This window comes from Streptomyces sp. NPDC052721 (assembly GCF_040678315.1).
Classification (GTDB): domain Bacteria; phylum Actinomycetota; class Actinomycetes; order Streptomycetales; family Streptomycetaceae; genus Streptomyces.
Window position 1 is genome coordinate 1 of the sequence record NZ_JBFATL010000027.1, and the last position, 15,802, is coordinate 15,802.

Sequence of the window (15,802 nt, forward strand, 5' to 3'; positions counted from 1 at the left end):
TCGTACTGGATGTACTTGGGTCGGGGCCCGGTGCGGCGAGAGTGCGTGCATGGCGTCGCGCGGCAGACGGGAGTTTGACGACAGGGCCTAGGCCGGGTCAACGGGTTTCCCGGGGAGCTGGACCCCCACTGGCACCCGGCGGCCGGGCTCGTCGTCGGCCATGACGTGCTCGGCGGTGTCTTCTGCCTCAACGGCCACGACCCGGCGGGCAGCGGCCGGCCCGGGGCTCCGGGGCAGATGACCTACTTCGCGCCCGACACCCTGGAGTGGGAGGCGCTGGACATGGGCCACTCGGCGTGGATCGGCTGACTGCTGTCCGGTGGGCCGGAGCGGTTCTACGCGGGGCTGCGCTGGCCGGGCTGGCGGGAGGAGTCGGCGGCCCTGGAGCTGTCCCAGGGCATCAGTGTCGTCCCGTTCCTGTGGTCCGAGGAGGCGCACGAGGACCTCGCCGCCACCAGCAGACGGGCCGTGGCGCTGCGCGAAGTCGTGGGCGTGTCCGCCGACTTCGCCCGGCAACTGGGCCCCGCGGACCCGGGGTTCCTGGGCGAGCTGTGACCCACCGCAAGCCCTCGGGCCCGTAGGCAGGGCCAGGTCCACGCTGCCCGGGACGGCGGCCCCCGGGGCGATGCGGACATCCAGCGGGTGAGCCGTAGCGCGTTCAGCGTGTGGAGTCGTGTCGGTCCCGGCGGGCGCGGCGGGCCTCCGGCAGCAGCGGAAGCAGCGACAGGACGACGACCACGGCGACCAGCGGCAGCAGATAGTCGTCGATGTGCGGGACGGAGGCGCCCAGGGTGTACCCGGCGAGCACCAGGGTCTGCGACCACAGCACACCGCCCACCGTCTGCCAGAGGGTGAAGGTCCGCGCCGGCACGCCCAGGGCTCCGGCCACCGGATGCAGGACCGTCCGCAGCAGCGGCACGAACCGGCCGATCACCAGCGCCTTGCCGTAGCCGTAGCGCGCCAGCAGCCGCTCCGCCCGCGCCGCCGCGCCCTTCACCCGCCCGCTGCTCGTGCGCGCGAGCAGCGCCCGGCCGCCGTGCCGCCCGATCAGATACCCCACCTGGCCGCCCGCCACCGCCCCGATCGCCGCGCACAGCAGCACCTGCCACAGCGCCAGCCGCGGCGGCTGCTGGGCGCTGCCCGCGCACAGCACACCGGCCGGGAACAGCAGCGTGTCACCGGGCAGGAAGAAGCCGACGACCAGCAGACCCGACTCGGCGAAGATCACGGCCAGGACGCCCAGCGCGCCGAAGGCGGCCAGCACCGAGGCGCTGTCCATGGGGTTGACGGCGATCACCGGCCACGCCTCCTGGCCTCCTCGGGGACCTTGTCCGCTCCCCAGCATCGCCTGCCCGGCGCACGTGTGCGCGCCGGTCGCGGAGATGCGATATGTCGCCGAGCTGTCGTGCTGTGTGATTGAACAGATCGACAGAAATCGCGGAGCGCCATTAACGTCGGGCCAAATGCCGTACGCCCATGAAGGAAGGCACCTTGTCTGGACTTGAGAGCGTCGGTTCCGGAAAAGTCGCGCTGGTGACCGGAGCGGCCCGCGGAATCGGTCGGCAGATCGCCATCACCTTGGCCAAGCACGGATACAGCCTGGGCCTCGTGGACAAGCTGCCGGCCGAGCTTTCGGTCACCGCGGAACACATTGAACGAATGGGCGGCGAAGTCGTCACGGTCACCGGAGACGTCACGAATCCGGAGAACGTCGACCATTGCTGTGACGCCGTGGAAAAACGCTTCGACCGCATCGACGTCCTCGTCAACAACGCCGGTTACGCCGGAAAGTTCGGCTGCTTCGCGGAGACGGATCCGGACGACTGGTGGGAGGTCATGACCACCAACGTGCGGGGGCCCATGCTGTTCTGCCGCCGGGTCGTGCCGTCCATGCTCGGCCGGCGCCACGGATACGTGATCAACATCAACACCCGGGTGGCGGTCCGGGACGACGGGCCCGCCACCTTCAGCGCGCTGGCCGCGTCCAAGGCGGCGCTGGCGCGCTTCACCGGCGCCCTCGCCCACGAGACCGCCGGCCGTGGTGTCGTCGTGCTCGACATCAACCCCGGAATGGTGCGCACCGCGATGACCGAGCAGCGACCGGACTACGACCGGATACCGGACTCGGCGTTCCTGCCGGTGACGGTGTCCGCGAAGAAGATCGTCGCCCTGGTGTCCGGCCGGTACGACATGCTGCACGGCCGATTCATCCATGCCCGCGACGACCTGGACGCGCTGGCAGAGCAGGTGACCGGGAATCCACGGGCCCGCGTCCTGTGCATCGGCACCACCGGGCCCGACGACCCGGTCGGATGACGGCCGCGGCGGCCCCCCCCCGCGATTCCTTTCCCACGACCCTACTGGTTATCGTGCTGGAGACTAGATGGACGAAAAGCTGATCGGCCAGGCGATGCGTCAGCTCCAGATCTACGCCGCCATGGTCTATTTCGCGCCGGAATACGACGAGGAACTCGGCGCGGCGGGACTGGAACCCGGTGTGATGTGCTACTTCGGGGGCCGGGCGGCACCGATGGGGGCGGTGGGCGCCTCGGTGGTCCACGCGGCGTTCTACAACTTCAACCCGGAACGCGTCCGCGAGAACGTTCCGCGCACCTGGGAGCTTTCGAGCCCGGCGAAGTTGGTGGAGGCCCGGCTCGTGGCCGTGGACCGCGCGCTGAGGCGGATGCTGGGCGCCGACGTACTCGCTTCGCCCCGCGTCGCCGACGCCGCCGAGCTGGCGCGCCGCGCGGCGCTGAGCGCGGACTGCGAGGGGCGTCCGCTGGCCGCGGCCCACCAGGAGCAGGACTGGCCGGAAGAACCGCACCTGGTGCTGTGGCAGGGCCTGGCCATCCTGCGCGAACACCGTGGCGACGGCCACATCGCCGCCCTGGTCGACGCGGAACTGGGTGGGCTGCAGTCGATGGTCAGCCACTCCGCGACCCACGCCGGCTTCCTGCCGTCGTTCGCGCAGTCCCATCGCGGCTGGTCGCAGGAGCAGTGGAACGCCGCGGTCGAGGAACTGCGCCTGCGCGGCGTGGTGGACGCGGCCGGCGACATCACCGAGCAGGGAGCCGAGCTGCGGGCCCGCATCGAGGCGGACACCGATCGGCTGGCCGTCCCGCCGTGGCGGGCGCTGGGCGACGAGGGTGCGCAGCGGCTGACCGAGGTCGGCGGCGAGTTGTCCAAGGCCCTGGTGGCGGCGGGCTGTCTGCCGTCCGAAGGGGTGTTCTTCCGGCGCTGATCGCCCTGCCGTCCGGGGCGGGAGACGAGAGTCCGCCGTGGCGGGATCCGCGGCGCCACGGCGGACTCCGGCACGGAAGGTCAGTCGTCGGAGGCGAACCTGATCACCTCGAAGGGCGTGGCGATCCTGCAGCCGAAGAGGGTGCCCGCTCGTCGGCCCAGGGACTCCAGGAACTCCTCCGGGTCGAAGTCGGACCGGCCGAGGCCCTTGATGTAGGCCTCATGGGCCTGGAGCGAGGCCACGCCTCGCGGGAACGTCTCGGTGACGTCGACCCCGTGTGCGGCCAGCGGGGAGTGCGCGACCCAGACCTGCCGTACGCCGCCCCACGGCTGCAGACCCTCGTCGAGCAGATCGGTGAAGACCCACCGGTTGGCGGCGTCCCGGATCCCGTCGAGGATCGCCCGCCCGGTGGCGATGTGGTCGGAGTGATTGAGCGGGGCGTGCTCCCGGCCCAGCTCCTCGGCGTTCCAGGTGTCACGGAGATTGTTGGTGATCACGATTTCGGGACGCCGGAGGCGGATCTGCCGGGCGATGGCCCGCCGCAACGGCAACCCGTACTCCAGGACACCGTCCGGAAACCCCAGGAATTCCACCGTGTCGACCCCGACGATCGCAGCCGACGCGTGCTGCTCGGCCTCCCGGACCGCCCGCGCCTCCTCCGGGGGCATTCCGTCGATACCGGCCTCGCCACTGGTCACCAGACAGTAGGACAGCGTCTTTCCCTGCGCCGTCCAGCGGGCTATCGCGGAGGCGGATCCGTATTCGAGGTCGTCCGGATGCGCGACGATCGCCAGACCTGTCTCCCAGTTCTCGGTCAAGGGTGCGAGCCTGTTGGCGGGCTGCGTCACGATTCACGTCCTTTCGTCTCTGTTTCCGGCCAGGAGCCCCTGGACCGGTCGCGCAGGCTCTCGGAGAGGGCGTGCCACCCTTCCGCGTAGACCTCCGCGAGGTCGGCGATGCGTTCACGGCAGTGCGGCGGTGCCTGCCTGAGCAAGGCAGCGCACTGCTCAGGGCCCAGCAGGTGCGCGTGCAGCCGGCGCAGCAGCTCACGTCCCGCCTCGGACGATCTCAGGGCGGGATCCCTCCGCAGCGTCCGCAGCAGAGTCTGCGGATCGTGAGCCGGGTCCCGCCGGGCCGGTGCGCGGTGGCACGGCACGCCACTCGGACCCCCCGCGCGGGCCGGTCCGGCCGGCACCGGGTCCTCCCCGCGCGCGATCCGCCTGCGGACGTCCAGCACGGTCGCCGGCGAGATGCCCACCTCGCCGGCTATGTCCCGTAAGGACCGGTGGGGCTCCAGGGTGAGAAGCCGGGCCGCTAGCCTGCGCCGGTCCGCCCCGTCGACCGGCCGCCCGCGGCCGTCCACGCCGGTCCGCGTGTTCAACTGCGGATGTTCCGTACTCGCACGCCGGAGCCTGGCGACCGTCTTGTCGGACAGGCCGGCGGAAGCCGCGATGGACCGGTCCGAGTGATGCGGGAACATCCTGAGCAGCCTGGCGGCCGCCGCCTTGCGCTCGGAGAGGGACAGCGGCAGACCATGGGCCTGGTTGGCCTTGACCGACAGCAGGAACGCCTCCTCCGGGGTGCCGTCGAAGAACCGGGCCCTGATCGTCCTTTCGCCCCGGAGCAGCGCCGCCCGGCTTCGGTGGAGGCCGTCGACGACGGTCATGGAGGACCGGTGAACGATGATCGGCGGCAGTATCTCCGCGGCGATCTCCGCCAGCGCTCTGGTGTGTTCGACATCCTCCTCGCGAAAACGAGGCGACCCGCCGAATCTGATCTCCTGGAGGCCGACGTCCACGGCGCCGGCCGGACTGGAATTCCCTGATGCACTCTGCACGAGCTGCAAGCGCGCCCCCACGCTACGCATAGAGGTGCACCAGAAGGCGTTTGAGCACCTTGCCGCTGGGACCGGTGGGCAGGGACTCCGCGAATTCGACGCGCCGCGGATATTTGTAGCCCGCCAGGCGATCCCGGCACCAGGCGCCGATGTCGGCGGCCAGCGCCGGGCCCCGGGTGAATCCCGGCCGGGCCACGACGACCGCGCAGACCTCCTCGCCCAGGCGGTCGTCCGGGACACCGATCACGGCGGTCTGACCGACGGCGGGATGCCGCAACAGCACCTCCTCGACCTCGCGGGGATAGACGTTGTAGCCACCCCGGAGCACCACGTCCTTCTTCCGGTCGACCAGCCGCAGACAACCGTCCGGCTCCAGCACGCCCAGATCGCCCGAGCGGAACCAGCCGTCCACGAGGACGGCGGCCGTCTCCTCCGGCAGGCCGAGGTATCCGGACATCACGTTGTGGCCGCGGATCACGACTTCGCCCACGGTGCCCGCGGGCAGCAACTCGACGCGGCCCTCCAGGCCGGCGCGGGCGATGCCCACCTCCACACCGGCGATCGGCGTCCCGACCGTGCCCGGCCGCGTGACCGATCCCGGCTGGTTGTAGGCGACGCACGGGGAGGTCTCGGTCAGCCCGTACCCTTCGTACACCGGGCAGCCGAACACCTCCTCGACCCTGTTCAGGACCGGTACCGCCAGAGCCGAACCGCCGCTGTACGCCCGGTGCAGCCGCGGCGCGGGCGCACCGTCGCAGACCGCTTCCAGCAGCGCGTGATACATCGTCGGCACGCCCATGAACACCGTGCAGCCGTGCTCGGCCATCAGCGTCAGCGCCGTGGCCGCGGTGAACCTGGGCATCAGCACCACCGTCGCACCCGCGTGGAACGCCACGCCCATGACACAGGTCTGGCCGAAGGTGTGGGACAGCGGAAGACTGCACAGCAGTACGTCATCGGGCCGGACGGCGAAGGGGGACACGGCCGTCACCTCGATGTTGGTGACGATGCTGCGATGCGTCAGCATCGCCCCCTTGGGACGGCCCGTGGTGCCCGACGTGTAGAGGATCGCGGCGATGTCGTCGGGCGAGCCGTGGAAGCGGCCCGCGTCAGCAGGCGCCGGCACGCGGGGGTCCAGCCGTACCCCGTCCGGGTGTCCGATCCCGAGCGTGCACAGTGTGATGCCCGCCGCGGCCGCCGCTTTGGCGCCCTCGTCCACGGTCGTCCCGGCGCACACCAGCGCGCGTGCGCCGCTGTCGGCCAGGACGAACTGGATCTCGCCGGCCCGCAATTGGGTGTTCAGCGGGACCACGGTGGCCCCGGAAGCCAGCGTGCCGTAATACGCGACGGGGAACTGCGGAGTGTTCGGCAGCAGCAGTGCGACCCGGTCACCCGCCCCGATCCCGTGCCGACGCAGCTCGGCGGCACAGGTACGTGCCCGCTCCCACAGCACCCGGTAGGTGACGGTGGTGGATTCGAAGATCAGGGCCGGTTCGTCCGGCCGCCGTGCCGCGGTGTCGGCGAGCACGGCGGCCAGCGGTCGTGTCACACCACTGCCTTCGCGGTGGAAGCCGCCCCCTGCCGCATGGAGACGGTCGGGATGTTCAGGTCCAGCCAGATCCCGGCGAGGGCCGAGGCGAACTCCTTCACGTCCGTGGTGGTGTGGGTCGCCGACGGGGCGATCCGCAGCAGTTCGTCACCCGCGCGCACGCTGGGGGCGTTGATGGCCTGCACATAGATCCGGTGCCGGTCGAGCAGCAGCGCGGACGCCCGCTTGCACAGGGTGTCGTCTCCGACCATCGCCGAGACGATGTGCGAATCGGACGACTTGAACGGGATGCCGGCGTCATCGAGCAGACGATGCAGCAGCTGGGCGTTCTCGGCGAGCCGCTGCCGCTCCGCCTCGGACCCGCGCAGGTGCCGTACGGCGGCGAGCGCACCCGCCGCGGTGGCCGGCGGCATGGAGGTGGTGAAGACGAACGCGCGCGAGGCGGTCCTGACGTAATCGACAAGCGCCTTCGGTCCGGCGATGTAGCCGCCCACCGTCCCGAGTCCCTTGGCGAGCGTGCCCATGATGATGTCGAACCGGTCGGCGATGCCCTCGCGCGCCGCGATACCCGCGCCCTGCGGACCGTACATGCCGATCGCGTGCACCTCGTCCAGGAACGTGGTGGCACCGAACCGCTCCGCCAGATCGGCGACCTCGGCGAGCGGGGCGATGTCGCCCGACATCGAGTAGACCGACTCCAGCACAATCAGCTTGGGCGACTCCGGGTCGGTCGCGGCGAGCAACTCCTCCAGATGCCCGACGTCGTTGTGCCGGAATATCCGCTTGGTCGCGCCACTGTGCCGCAGCCCGTCGATGATCGAGGCGTGGTTCAGCTCGTCCGAGAACACGACGGTGTCGTCCGGGGTCCCCGCGAGCACCGTCAGCGCGCCGTCGTTGGCGGCGTACCCGGAGGAGAACAGCAGCGCCGCGTCCTTGCCGTGCCAGTCGGCGAGTTCCCGCTCCAGCTCGACATGACAGTGGTTCGTGCCGCCGATGTTGCGCGAACCTCCCGATCCCGCACCGTACTTGGCCACCGCGTTGTGCACCGCGGCCAGCACCGACGGATGCTGCCCCATGCCGAGGTAGTCATTGCTGCACCACACACTCACCTCGGTGCTCCCGTCGGGAACACGGGCTGTGGCACTCGGGAACCGCCCGGCACACCGGCCGATCTCCAGGAACTCGCGGGTGTGCGTCTGCGCCGGTGTGATGGTGGTCGTGAAATGTTCCAGATGTGCAGTCATGGTTCTCCACATCGTCTTGAAGGAGGGAAGTCCTGCCTGCGGTCAGGCGTGCGAGGCGTGCTCCAGTCGCAGGCGCGGTTTGTCGGGCTTTCCGGCGGCGTTCAGCGGGACCTCGTCGAGGACGAGGACCTGTTCGGGGACGTGCGCCGGCGAGAGGATGTTGCCGAGATGTCCGCGCACCGCGTCGACACCCACCGAGGCGCCCGGACGCAGGGTGATCGCCGCGTGCAGATGCTCCATGCCGTCCTTGCCCAGGAAGCCGTACACGACCGCCTGCGCGATTCCGGGGATCGTCAGCATCGCGCGCTCGACCACCGTGGGGTACACCTTGACCCCGTCGATCTTGACCATGTCGGCGACCCGGTCCAGCAGATGAAGATAGCCGCGCTCGTCGCGGTAACCGATGTCGCCGGTGTGGTACCAGCCGTCGCGGAGCACCCGCGCGGTCAGCACCTCGTCCAGATAGCCGTCCATGACGTGGGGGGAGCGCACCCGCACCTCACCGACCTGCCCGTCGTCGAGCGGGGCGCCCGATTCGAGGTCGCCGATACCGATCTCGACACCGGGGAACGGACGTCCCACCGTCCCCACCAGGTCCGGGTCGGTGTGGTCCGTCGGCGCGAGGAAGCTGATCCGGGCGCTCTCGGAGGTGCCGTACTGCTGGAACAGGCTCGGACCGAACAGTTTCACCGCCTCGGCCAGCCTCGCCGGCGCCGCAGGGCTTCCGGCGTAGTCGAGGCGGCGCAGACCGGTCAGCCCGGCGGCCTCCGGGTCGCGCAGCCCGCGTTCCTCCAGGCGGTCGAGGAGCCGGTACAGATGACCCGTGGCCATGAAGGTCCGGGTCACCGCGTGCTCCTGCACCGCGTCGATCCAGGGGTCCGGCGCGAACTCCTCCAACAGCACCAGCCGGCCCCTGTCGATCAGCGCGGCGTCGGCCAGCTGGCCGACCGTCTGGCTCAGCGGGGTGCCGATCAGCGCCGTGATCTGCTCGGCCTCCCGGCCCAGGGCGATCGTGCCGTACACCACGCTGTCCCAGGACCGTCGCGACTTCCTGATCCCCTTGGGCCGCCCGGTGCTTCCGCTGGTGAACGCGATGGCCGCCAGATCCTCCGGCGACCACGGTACGGGCGCGGCCGGACCCGGGTCGTCACCGGGCGTGACCTCCACCGCGCCGGGCACGCCCGGGCCGATCAGCGGGATGCCGGCCAGCCGCGCCAGCTCGGCCGCCCGGTCGGCACTGTCGCGATCGGCGTACAGCACCGCCGCCCCGGTGCTCCGGAGAATCTCCAGCTGGTCGTCGGTCGACAGCATCGCCGTACTGGAGCCGGGATTGGTCGACCGCAGATGCGCGACCGCCGCCCGGAGCAGATGGGCCGCGTGCCGCACGCCGAGGATCTCCGGGCTGTTCGACGCGGTCAGCACGCCGACGACCGTGCCGTGTCCCACTCCGCAGGAGTGCAGAGCCCGGTAGGTCCCGGTCACCGAGCCGAGGTGCGCACCGCCGCTGATCCACCGTCCGCGGTAGTGCAGTACCGGTCTCCCCGGTTCCTTCGCGAGTACGGAGAGCAGCTCGGCCACGTATCCGCCCGCCGCCGCCCACCATTCCCCACTGCCGGTCGCCATACTGATCTCTCCCTCCGACCCGGTTCTCTATCGCTGACAGGGTTCGCTGACAGGGAAGGCCTGCGAGCTTGAACAGCATCGGAACAGCCGACGCCGGCGCGCCGCGCGGGCAGGCCCGAGGTGGCCGGACGGACCAGGTTTCCCGTTCAGCCTGCTCTCAGCCGCCCACGCGCCCGCTGGCCGCTCAGCCCGCTCTCAGCCGCCCACGAACTCGGCGCGCACCAGCCAGCTGCGCGAGGGCCCCTTGCGGTCCCGGGGCTGGACCTGGAACGGCCAGTCCTCGTGCGCGGTGCTCGGCTCGCCGGGCTCCTTCACCTCGCGCGCCTTCCAGCCGATCGAGGCCAGGTACTCCTCGGGCTCGTCGGTGCCGAACAGCCACGGGGTGCCGTCCTCCTCCAGGTTCCGGCGGAACTCCCGGGAGAACGGGCTGCGCAGCAGCGCCTGGCTGACGAAGTCCACGCCCAGCCAACTGCCCGGCGCCGACGCCGAACCGAGGGTGCGCAGCAGGTTGGTCGCCTGCTCCGGGGTGAGGAAGAACATCAGCCCCTCGACGATCCACAGGGTGGGACGCTGGGGGTCGAACCCGGCCTGCTCCAGCTCGGGCAGCCACTCCCGGCGCAGGTCGGCGGCCACCTCACGGCGTGCCACCCGCGGCTGCGCCGCCAGCCTGCTCAGCCGGCGGCGCTTCTCCGCCAGCAGCGCCGGGAAATCGACCTCGTACACCGTGGCGTCGTCAGGCCACCCCAGCCGGAACGGGCGGGTGTCCATGCCGGCGGCGACGAACACGATCTGCCGGATGTCGTTCTCCGCGAGGATCTGCTCGATGCTCTCGTCCAGGTACCGGGTGCGTATCGCGATGAACGGGATCAGCCCGCTGCCGCGGTTCTTCTCCAACAGCTCGAATCCGCGCGGCGCGGCCAGCGAGCGGGCGAAGCGATCCTGGAAGATCGCCCGGTCGCCGCGCTCGGTCTCCAACGCTCGCGCCGCGGCCGTCCACTGGGCCGTGTACGAGACGGCTTCCATGAGTGCCTCCCTTCCGGTGCGTGTCAGGCCGCGACGAAGAACGCCTTCTCGATGGCGGCGAGGGTCTGGAAGTCCTGGATGTCGATGTTGTCGAAGTCGATCTCCACGCCGGTGGCGTTCTCGATCACGTAGACCAGCTCCACGAAGGTCAGCGAGTCGACCAGGCGGGTCTGGATCAGGTTCTCCTCGGCGTCGATGGTCTGCCGTTCCGGGTGCCGCTTGAGGATCCACGTGCGGACCTCGTCAATGCCCGTCGCTGCCATGTGCACTCCTGTCCTCAGGGTCACGGGTGTTGTCTGGGGTGCGGGCCGTGAACGCCACCGCCACGGCACAGGGTTCGTCGTGGGTGATGCTCACCGAGATGTCCTCGATGCCGGCGCGCCGGGCCAGTTCGGCGGCCCGGCCGGCCAGCCGCACCACCGGCCAGCCGCCGTCGGCGGTGAGGATCTCGATGCCGCGCCACGGCAGGGTCTGGTCGGGCGCGTGGAACAGCTTGAACACCGCCTCCTTGGCCGCCAGCCGGCCGGCGATGCCCGGGATGTCCGGTCCGGTGACGCCGCGGGACAGCCGGATCTCCTCGGCGGAGAGCATGCGGGCCAGCACGGTCTCGTCGCGCACCAGGTCCCGCACCCGGCCGAACGGGACCATGTCGATGCCGACCCGGCAGCCCGGCGTCACCGGACCGACGCGGCGGCGTCCCGTACCGCCGCCTGGGCCCGTGGGGCGGTGCCGTGCGCGTCCAGCAGCACGGCCAGCCAGCGCTCCAGTCCGAACGCCACGCAGCTGGTGTACGCGTAGCCGGGTTCGCCGGCGAGCCGGATGCGGCAGCGTTCGCCGAAGAAGTTGCGGTGCGTGTTGACCGAAGCGATCGCCAGGTCACCGGCCTGGAACTCGTACTTGACCGGGCTGAGCCGGGACATCAGCGCCCGCGCGCCGTCGTTCTCGAAGAACGGGTCGGCGGCGGCCACCCGGTCCAGGCCCAGCCCCAGCGCCGCGCCGAACGCGGTGATCCGCTCGGTGAACTCGGCCAGCACCTGCTGCGTGTGCGCGTAGGAACCCAGCGCCACGATCTCCCGCATCTGGAAGCTGGCCAGCCGGCGCAGCGGGACGTAGTGGTCCTCGTTGCGGAAACACCGGTTCACCAGGGTGATCAGCGTGTCCTGGTCCAGCTCGACGCCTTCGTGGAACAGGTAGGCGCCGAAGCAGGTGGCGTGCGGCAGACCGAGCCGCGCCTCTTGGAGGCCGGCCGGGGCGAACCGGCCGTCCACCGGTTCGCACGGCCCCGCCGCCAGTTCCAGCGGGGCGGCGACCAGCGCCAGATGCGGGAAATTCGTGTAGACATCGAATTTCTCCAGATCCGCGACGGGATACATCGGCGGCGGCAGGATCTCCCGGGCACCGGCGGCCCGGCCCCAGCCGGCGAACACGCCGTCCAGTTCGCGCAGCAGATCGGTCCGGTCCGGGTCCAGAATGGTCAGCGCGTCGGTGTGCGTGACCGGAGTGGCCTTCGCGGTCATGAGATGATCCCGATCTTCTCAAGGAATTTCGAGGTCTTGCGGAAGACGCTCTGCTCGAACTCCGCCCGCGCGGGCGACCGCAGCAGCTCCTGGCGTACGGCCAGGGGGTCGGCGATGCCGGCGTCCCGGTAGACATGCGGGTTGAACAGCGATTCGAAGCTGTACGACATGTACCTGCGCAGGTATTCGGCGATCTCGGCCAGCTCCCGCTCGGTCGAGTTCTGCCGCACCTGGGCGAACAGCGCGGTGACCAGCTCGCGGCCGAAGGCGATGTGCCGGGACTCGTCCTGGTGGTGAATGCGGTTGAGGGCCCGGATGGTGTCGTGCAGCCGGTCGTCCACGGCCATCCGGGAGTTGAAGTGGTCGACCAGTTCCTCGAAGATCAGGATGCGCGCGAAGACCAGCAGACTCTCCACGTCCGACTTGGGGATCGCCGCACTCACCCCGGCCGGCTGCCGGTAGATCCGTCCGCCGTAGCGCAGGCAGAACTCGGCGAAGAACCACATGTGCTCGTTCTCCTCACCGATGAAGTGGTGGAAGAACTTCGACGGCGTCTCGAATCCCTTGGTGTGGATGCGCCGGGTGACCTCGATGAGCAGTTCCCGGATGCCGTGCACGTTCAGGCTGTAGAAATTGACGCTCTCGTACTTCGAGAGCGCGTACAGCTGCTCCTCGGTCAGGCGGCCGGCGACGGCGGTGCCGTGGGTGGTGGTCAGTTCCGGGCTCATCCACCACATGGCGTCCGGCAGGCTGTCCGGCCACTCGAAGAGGCGGTACGGGTTGTAGTAGTCGTCGATCGACTTGGTGGTCAACCGGTCGAGGATCTCCAGGAATCGCTGGTCGGAATTGATCAGCTCGCTCACCATCGTGTGCCACTTCCTTCGCGGTCACTTATGCTCTGACGCCGCCGGCAGCCGGCTCGGTGGGGACCGGTGGCTGGTCGGAGATCGGCGCTTCGGTCCGGTCCCGGTCGGCGGCGACCAGTCGTGGGGGATACAGAACGCGCAGCAGTGGGCCGGCCATCAGCGTGGTCAGCACCGCCATGAGCACCATCAGCGAGTACAGCCGCTGATCCAGCAGGCCGAGTTGCAATCCGGTGGTGAGGATGATCAGCTCGGTGAGCCCCCTGGTGTTGAGGAGGGTGGCCAGCACCGCCGATCGTCGCCAGTCGAGTCCGGACCACCCCGCGCCGGCCGTCGCGCCGATGAACTTCCCGCCGACCGCGACCAGCATGATCGCGCCGAACTCGGCCAACCCGGACGCTCCCAGCCGGGACAGGTCCACCCGCGCGCCGGCGACCACGAAGTAGACCGGCAGCAACAGTTTCTCGGTCACCAGCCGCAGCCGGCGGCCGGCCGGCTCGCCCAGACCACCCGGCCCCGCGGGCATGACCAGCCCGAAGAGGAACGCGCCGAAGAGGAGATGCAGGCCCAGCCACTCGGTCGCCGCGCCGCAGCTCAGCAGCCCGGCCAGCGCCACCACGTACGGCTCCTGCGTCCGCCCCTGCCGCGCCCGCCACCGCGCCCACCGGTCCAGCAGCGGTCGTACCACCCCGAACACCACGCCCAGCAACGGAAGCACCAGGAGCAGCCGCCACTGGACACGGCCGGAGTCCAGCATGATCGTCACCGCCAGCATCGACCAGGCGATCAGGTCCCCGATCGCGGCGCTGGCGAGCGAGATTCCCGCCACCGGGGTCCCCAGCAGGTCCCGGTCGCGGACGATCCGGGCCAGCACCGGGAACGCGGTCACCGACATCGCGGTGCCAAGGAACAGCACGTGGCCCAGGGACTGCCCGCCGGACGGCTCGACGACCGTCGCGGCCAGCAGACAGGCCAGTCCGAAGGGCACCGCGATCGAGCCGAACGTGGTGCCCAGCACGGCCCTGGTCTGCCGGCGCGGTGGATGCCGGGTCAGTTCCTGGCCGATCAGGAACAGGAACAGCGCGATCCCGAGATTGCCCAGCGCGCTCAGCATCAGATGGATGTCCGCCGGGAACAGAGCGCGTTGCACCGTGTCGGGCAGCAGCGTCGGACCGAGCAGGATGCCGGCCAGGATCTCACCGATCACCGCCGGCTGGCCGAACCGTGCCAGCAGCGAGCCGAGCGTGCTGGCCACCACCAGCACCGCGGCCAGCACCAGCAGCAGCGTGACGCTCTGCGCCGAGGTCACTCTGCTTCGACGGCCGGCTCGACCAGCCGCCGGATCCGCAGCTTCGGCTCCAGTTCCAGGTACAGGCCGCCCACGGCCTTGTCCGGCGAGGCGGGCATCGCGTTCATCGCCTCGTTGTGGCCGGCGAGGATACCGCCCTCGGTGTCGATGTCGCCCTGGGAACGGATGCGTTGCGCCACCTTGTCCAGCGCGCCGGTGCCGTCGCGGCTGTCGTCCAGGTCCTCGACCCCGGTCACGATGTGCAGGAACGACTCGTACAGGTTGAGCATGTGCCGTTCCCGCCGGGTCAGCTTGTCCGCCTCGAAGAACTGCGACTCGCGGTTGTAGCTCTTGTAGAAGAAGGACACCACCACCAGCAACCGCTCGTACGCCTGCCGGTACGCCTTGGCGAAGAACGAGGTGGCCTCGTCCTCGGACAGCTCACCGTCCACGACGGCGGAGATGGCCGCGGCGGCCAGCAGGGCGCTGAACGTGGCCAGGTGCACGCCCGTGGACAGCAACGGGTCCAGGAAGCAGGCCGCGTCGCCGATCATCAGGTAGCCCGGGCCGGTGAAACGGTCCGCGCTGTACGAGTAGTCCTGCTCGACCTTGAACTCGGGCAGCCGCTCCGCGCCGTCCACCATCTCGGCGACGCGCGGGCACTGGGCGAGCGCGTCGAAGTAGACCGCCTCGATGCTGCCGAGCCGGTCCCGTTCCGCCGTGAACGCCGTCCGCTTGGCCACGAGGCCGATCGAATGGGTGCCGTCGTGCAGCGGGATCGCCCAGAACCAGCCGTAGGGCACCGAGCAGACAGCGATCGCGCCGGCCGGTCCGCGCTCCAGGGGCTTCACCCCGCGCCAGTACGACCACACCGCGATGTTCTTGAACGCCTCCTGGTAGTGACGGTTCTTCAGGTACTTGGTCGCCATCAGGCCGGCCCGGCCGGAGGCGTCCACCAGGAAGTCGAAGCTGATCTCACCGGTGAGCGAGCGGTCGCCGGTGGCGGCCCAGCGGGCCTTGACCGGCCGGCCCTCGTTGAATTCCAGCTCCGTGACCTTCACACCCTGCCGCACGTTCACGCCGAGTTCCGCGGCGTTGTTCAGCAGCATGTGGTCGAATTCGGACCGGATCACCTGGTAGCTGTATCCGCCGGAACCGGTGAGGTGGTCGAAGTTGAGGTCCCAGTTCTCCGGACCCCACTCGAAGTACGCGCCGTCCTTCCGCACGAAGCCGTGATTGTCGATCTTTTCCCTGAGGCCGAGCAGATCGAGTACCGGAAGGACCGACGGCAAGATGGACTCACCGATGTGGTAGCGCGGGAATGTGGCACTCTCCAGCAGCGTCACCTGGATTCCCTGTCGCGCCAGCAGTCCGGCGGCTGTGCTGCCCGCCGGTCCGCCGCCGATGACCAGTACCTGGGTATGTTCCCCCATCACCGATTCCTCGTCTCGGTAGGTGCGAACAATCGGACGCGGAAGACGCTAGGTTTCCGCGGTCCGCGACCGCAACGACCGGAAGAGGGTGGCCACATGCGGCCACCCCGGCAGAACGCCCGGCGACGGAGGCCGGCTCGCCCGCGACGCGGTGCTCGGCACCGACCGGCGCGGCAATGAGCGA

The 15,802-nt window shown here is 70.1% G+C and carries 15 protein-coding genes and 1 pseudogene; 3 read left to right on the plus strand and 13 right to left on the minus strand.

The window, feature by feature from the left end:
• The first annotated feature begins 117 nt into the window (after positions 1-117).
• A pseudogene (locus AB0L21_RS24270) lies at positions 118-555 on the plus strand (DUF2625 family protein).
• Positions 556-658: 103 nt separating this feature from the next.
• Here AB0L21_RS24270 and AB0L21_RS24275 read toward each other — a convergent pair.
• Positions 659-1,297: a DedA family protein gene (locus AB0L21_RS24275; RefSeq protein WP_365700857.1), complete on the minus strand. Its 639-nt coding sequence runs from the start codon at positions 1,295-1,297 to the stop codon at positions 659-661.
• 194 nt (positions 1,298-1,491) lie between these two features.
• On the opposite strand from AB0L21_RS24275, the gene AB0L21_RS24280 reads away from it, so the two are divergent.
• Both AB0L21_RS24280 and AB0L21_RS24285 read left to right on the plus strand, forming a co-directional pair.
• A complete protein-coding gene (locus AB0L21_RS24280; protein WP_365786325.1) occupies positions 1,492-2,316 on the plus strand; it encodes an SDR family oxidoreductase in 825 nt (274 codons plus the stop codon).
• A gap of 67 nt (positions 2,317-2,383) precedes the next feature.
• Positions 2,384-3,241, plus strand: coding sequence for a hypothetical protein (locus AB0L21_RS24285; RefSeq protein WP_365786327.1), 858 nt, complete (start codon positions 2,384-2,386; stop codon positions 3,239-3,241).
• A gap of 80 nt (positions 3,242-3,321) precedes the next feature.
• Here the strand turns inward: AB0L21_RS24285 and AB0L21_RS24290 are convergent, their stop codons facing one another.
• The 12 genes from AB0L21_RS24290 to AB0L21_RS24345 form a co-directional block, all read right to left on the minus strand.
• Entirely contained in the window at positions 3,322-4,089 is a 768-nt protein-coding gene (locus AB0L21_RS24290) for a PIG-L deacetylase family protein (RefSeq protein WP_365700851.1), read from the minus strand.
• Positions 4,086-5,108 (minus strand): ParB N-terminal domain-containing protein, encoded by a 1,023-nt coding sequence (locus tag AB0L21_RS24295; protein WP_365786329.1) that lies wholly within the window; start codon positions 5,106-5,108, stop codon positions 4,086-4,088. Before AB0L21_RS24295 ends, AB0L21_RS24290 begins: the two co-directional genes overlap by 4 nt.
• Positions 5,101-6,627, minus strand: a complete 1,527-nt coding sequence (locus AB0L21_RS24300; protein WP_365786331.1) for a long-chain fatty acid--CoA ligase — start codon at positions 6,625-6,627, stop codon at positions 5,101-5,103. The genes AB0L21_RS24295 and AB0L21_RS24300 overlap by 8 nt, the downstream gene beginning before the upstream one ends.
• The gene (gene hemA / locus AB0L21_RS24305; protein ID WP_365700845.1) at positions 6,624-7,871 is read right to left on the minus strand and encodes a 5-aminolevulinate synthase; all 1,248 of its coding nucleotides are present in this window, start codon (positions 7,869-7,871) and stop codon (positions 6,624-6,626) included. The genes AB0L21_RS24300 and hemA overlap by 4 nt, the downstream gene beginning before the upstream one ends.
• 42 nt (positions 7,872-7,913) lie before the next feature.
• Entirely contained in the window at positions 7,914-9,494 is a 1,581-nt protein-coding gene (locus tag AB0L21_RS24310) for a fatty acid--CoA ligase family protein (RefSeq protein ID WP_365786333.1), read from the minus strand.
• Between the two features lie 195 nt (positions 9,495-9,689).
• Positions 9,690-10,517: an SAM-dependent methyltransferase gene (locus AB0L21_RS24315; protein WP_365700841.1), complete on the minus strand. Its 828-nt coding sequence runs from the start codon at positions 10,515-10,517 to the stop codon at positions 9,690-9,692.
• Between the two features lie 23 nt (positions 10,518-10,540).
• Positions 10,541-10,780, minus strand: a complete 240-nt coding sequence (locus tag AB0L21_RS24320; protein WP_365700839.1) for a phosphopantetheine-binding protein — start codon at positions 10,778-10,780, stop codon at positions 10,541-10,543.
• A complete protein-coding gene (locus AB0L21_RS24325; RefSeq protein WP_365786335.1) occupies positions 10,761-11,195 on the minus strand; it encodes a 4'-phosphopantetheinyl transferase superfamily protein in 435 nt (144 codons plus the stop codon). Before AB0L21_RS24325 ends, AB0L21_RS24320 begins: the two co-directional genes overlap by 20 nt.
• Positions 11,192-12,034, minus strand: coding sequence for a hypothetical protein (locus AB0L21_RS24330; protein WP_365700835.1), 843 nt, complete (start codon positions 12,032-12,034; stop codon positions 11,192-11,194). Before AB0L21_RS24330 ends, AB0L21_RS24325 begins: the two co-directional genes overlap by 4 nt.
• Positions 12,031-12,900, minus strand: coding sequence for a diiron oxygenase (locus AB0L21_RS24335; protein ID WP_365786337.1), 870 nt, complete (start codon positions 12,898-12,900; stop codon positions 12,031-12,033). Before AB0L21_RS24335 ends, AB0L21_RS24330 begins: the two co-directional genes overlap by 4 nt.
• 25 nt (positions 12,901-12,925) lie before the next feature.
• Positions 12,926-14,206 (minus strand): cation:proton antiporter, encoded by a 1,281-nt coding sequence (locus AB0L21_RS24340; RefSeq protein ID WP_365786339.1) that lies wholly within the window; start codon positions 14,204-14,206, stop codon positions 12,926-12,928.
• Positions 14,203-15,618, minus strand: a complete 1,416-nt coding sequence (locus tag AB0L21_RS24345) for an NAD(P)/FAD-dependent oxidoreductase (RefSeq protein WP_365786341.1) — start codon at positions 15,616-15,618, stop codon at positions 14,203-14,205. The genes AB0L21_RS24340 and AB0L21_RS24345 overlap by 4 nt, the downstream gene beginning before the upstream one ends.
• Positions 15,619-15,802 lie beyond the last annotated feature (184 nt).

Coding starts and splice junctions, on each gene's coding strand:
- AB0L21_RS24315 (WP_365700841.1), bottom strand. CDS start 10,517: ATGGAAGCCGTCTCGTACACGGCCCAGTGGACGGCCGCGGCGCGAGCG.
- hemA (WP_365700845.1), bottom strand. CDS start 7,871: ATGACTGCACATCTGGAACATTTCACGACCACCATCACACCGGCGCAG.
- AB0L21_RS24320 (WP_365700839.1), bottom strand. CDS start 10,780: ATGGCAGCGACGGGCATTGACGAGGTCCGCACGTGGATCCTCAAGCGG.
- AB0L21_RS24335 (WP_365786337.1), bottom strand. CDS start 12,900: ATGGTGAGCGAGCTGATCAATTCCGACCAGCGATTCCTGGAGATCCTC.
- AB0L21_RS24285 (WP_365786327.1), top strand. CDS start 2,384: ATGGACGAAAAGCTGATCGGCCAGGCGATGCGTCAGCTCCAGATCTAC.
- AB0L21_RS24295 (WP_365786329.1), bottom strand. CDS start 5,108: ATGCGTAGCGTGGGGGCGCGCTTGCAGCTCGTGCAGAGTGCATCAGGG.
- AB0L21_RS24310 (WP_365786333.1), bottom strand. CDS start 9,494: ATGGCGACCGGCAGTGGGGAATGGTGGGCGGCGGCGGGCGGATACGTG.
- AB0L21_RS24330 (WP_365700835.1), bottom strand. CDS start 12,034: ATGACCGCGAAGGCCACTCCGGTCACGCACACCGACGCGCTGACCATT.
- AB0L21_RS24345 (WP_365786341.1), bottom strand. CDS start 15,618: ATGGGGGAACATACCCAGGTACTGGTCATCGGCGGCGGACCGGCGGGC.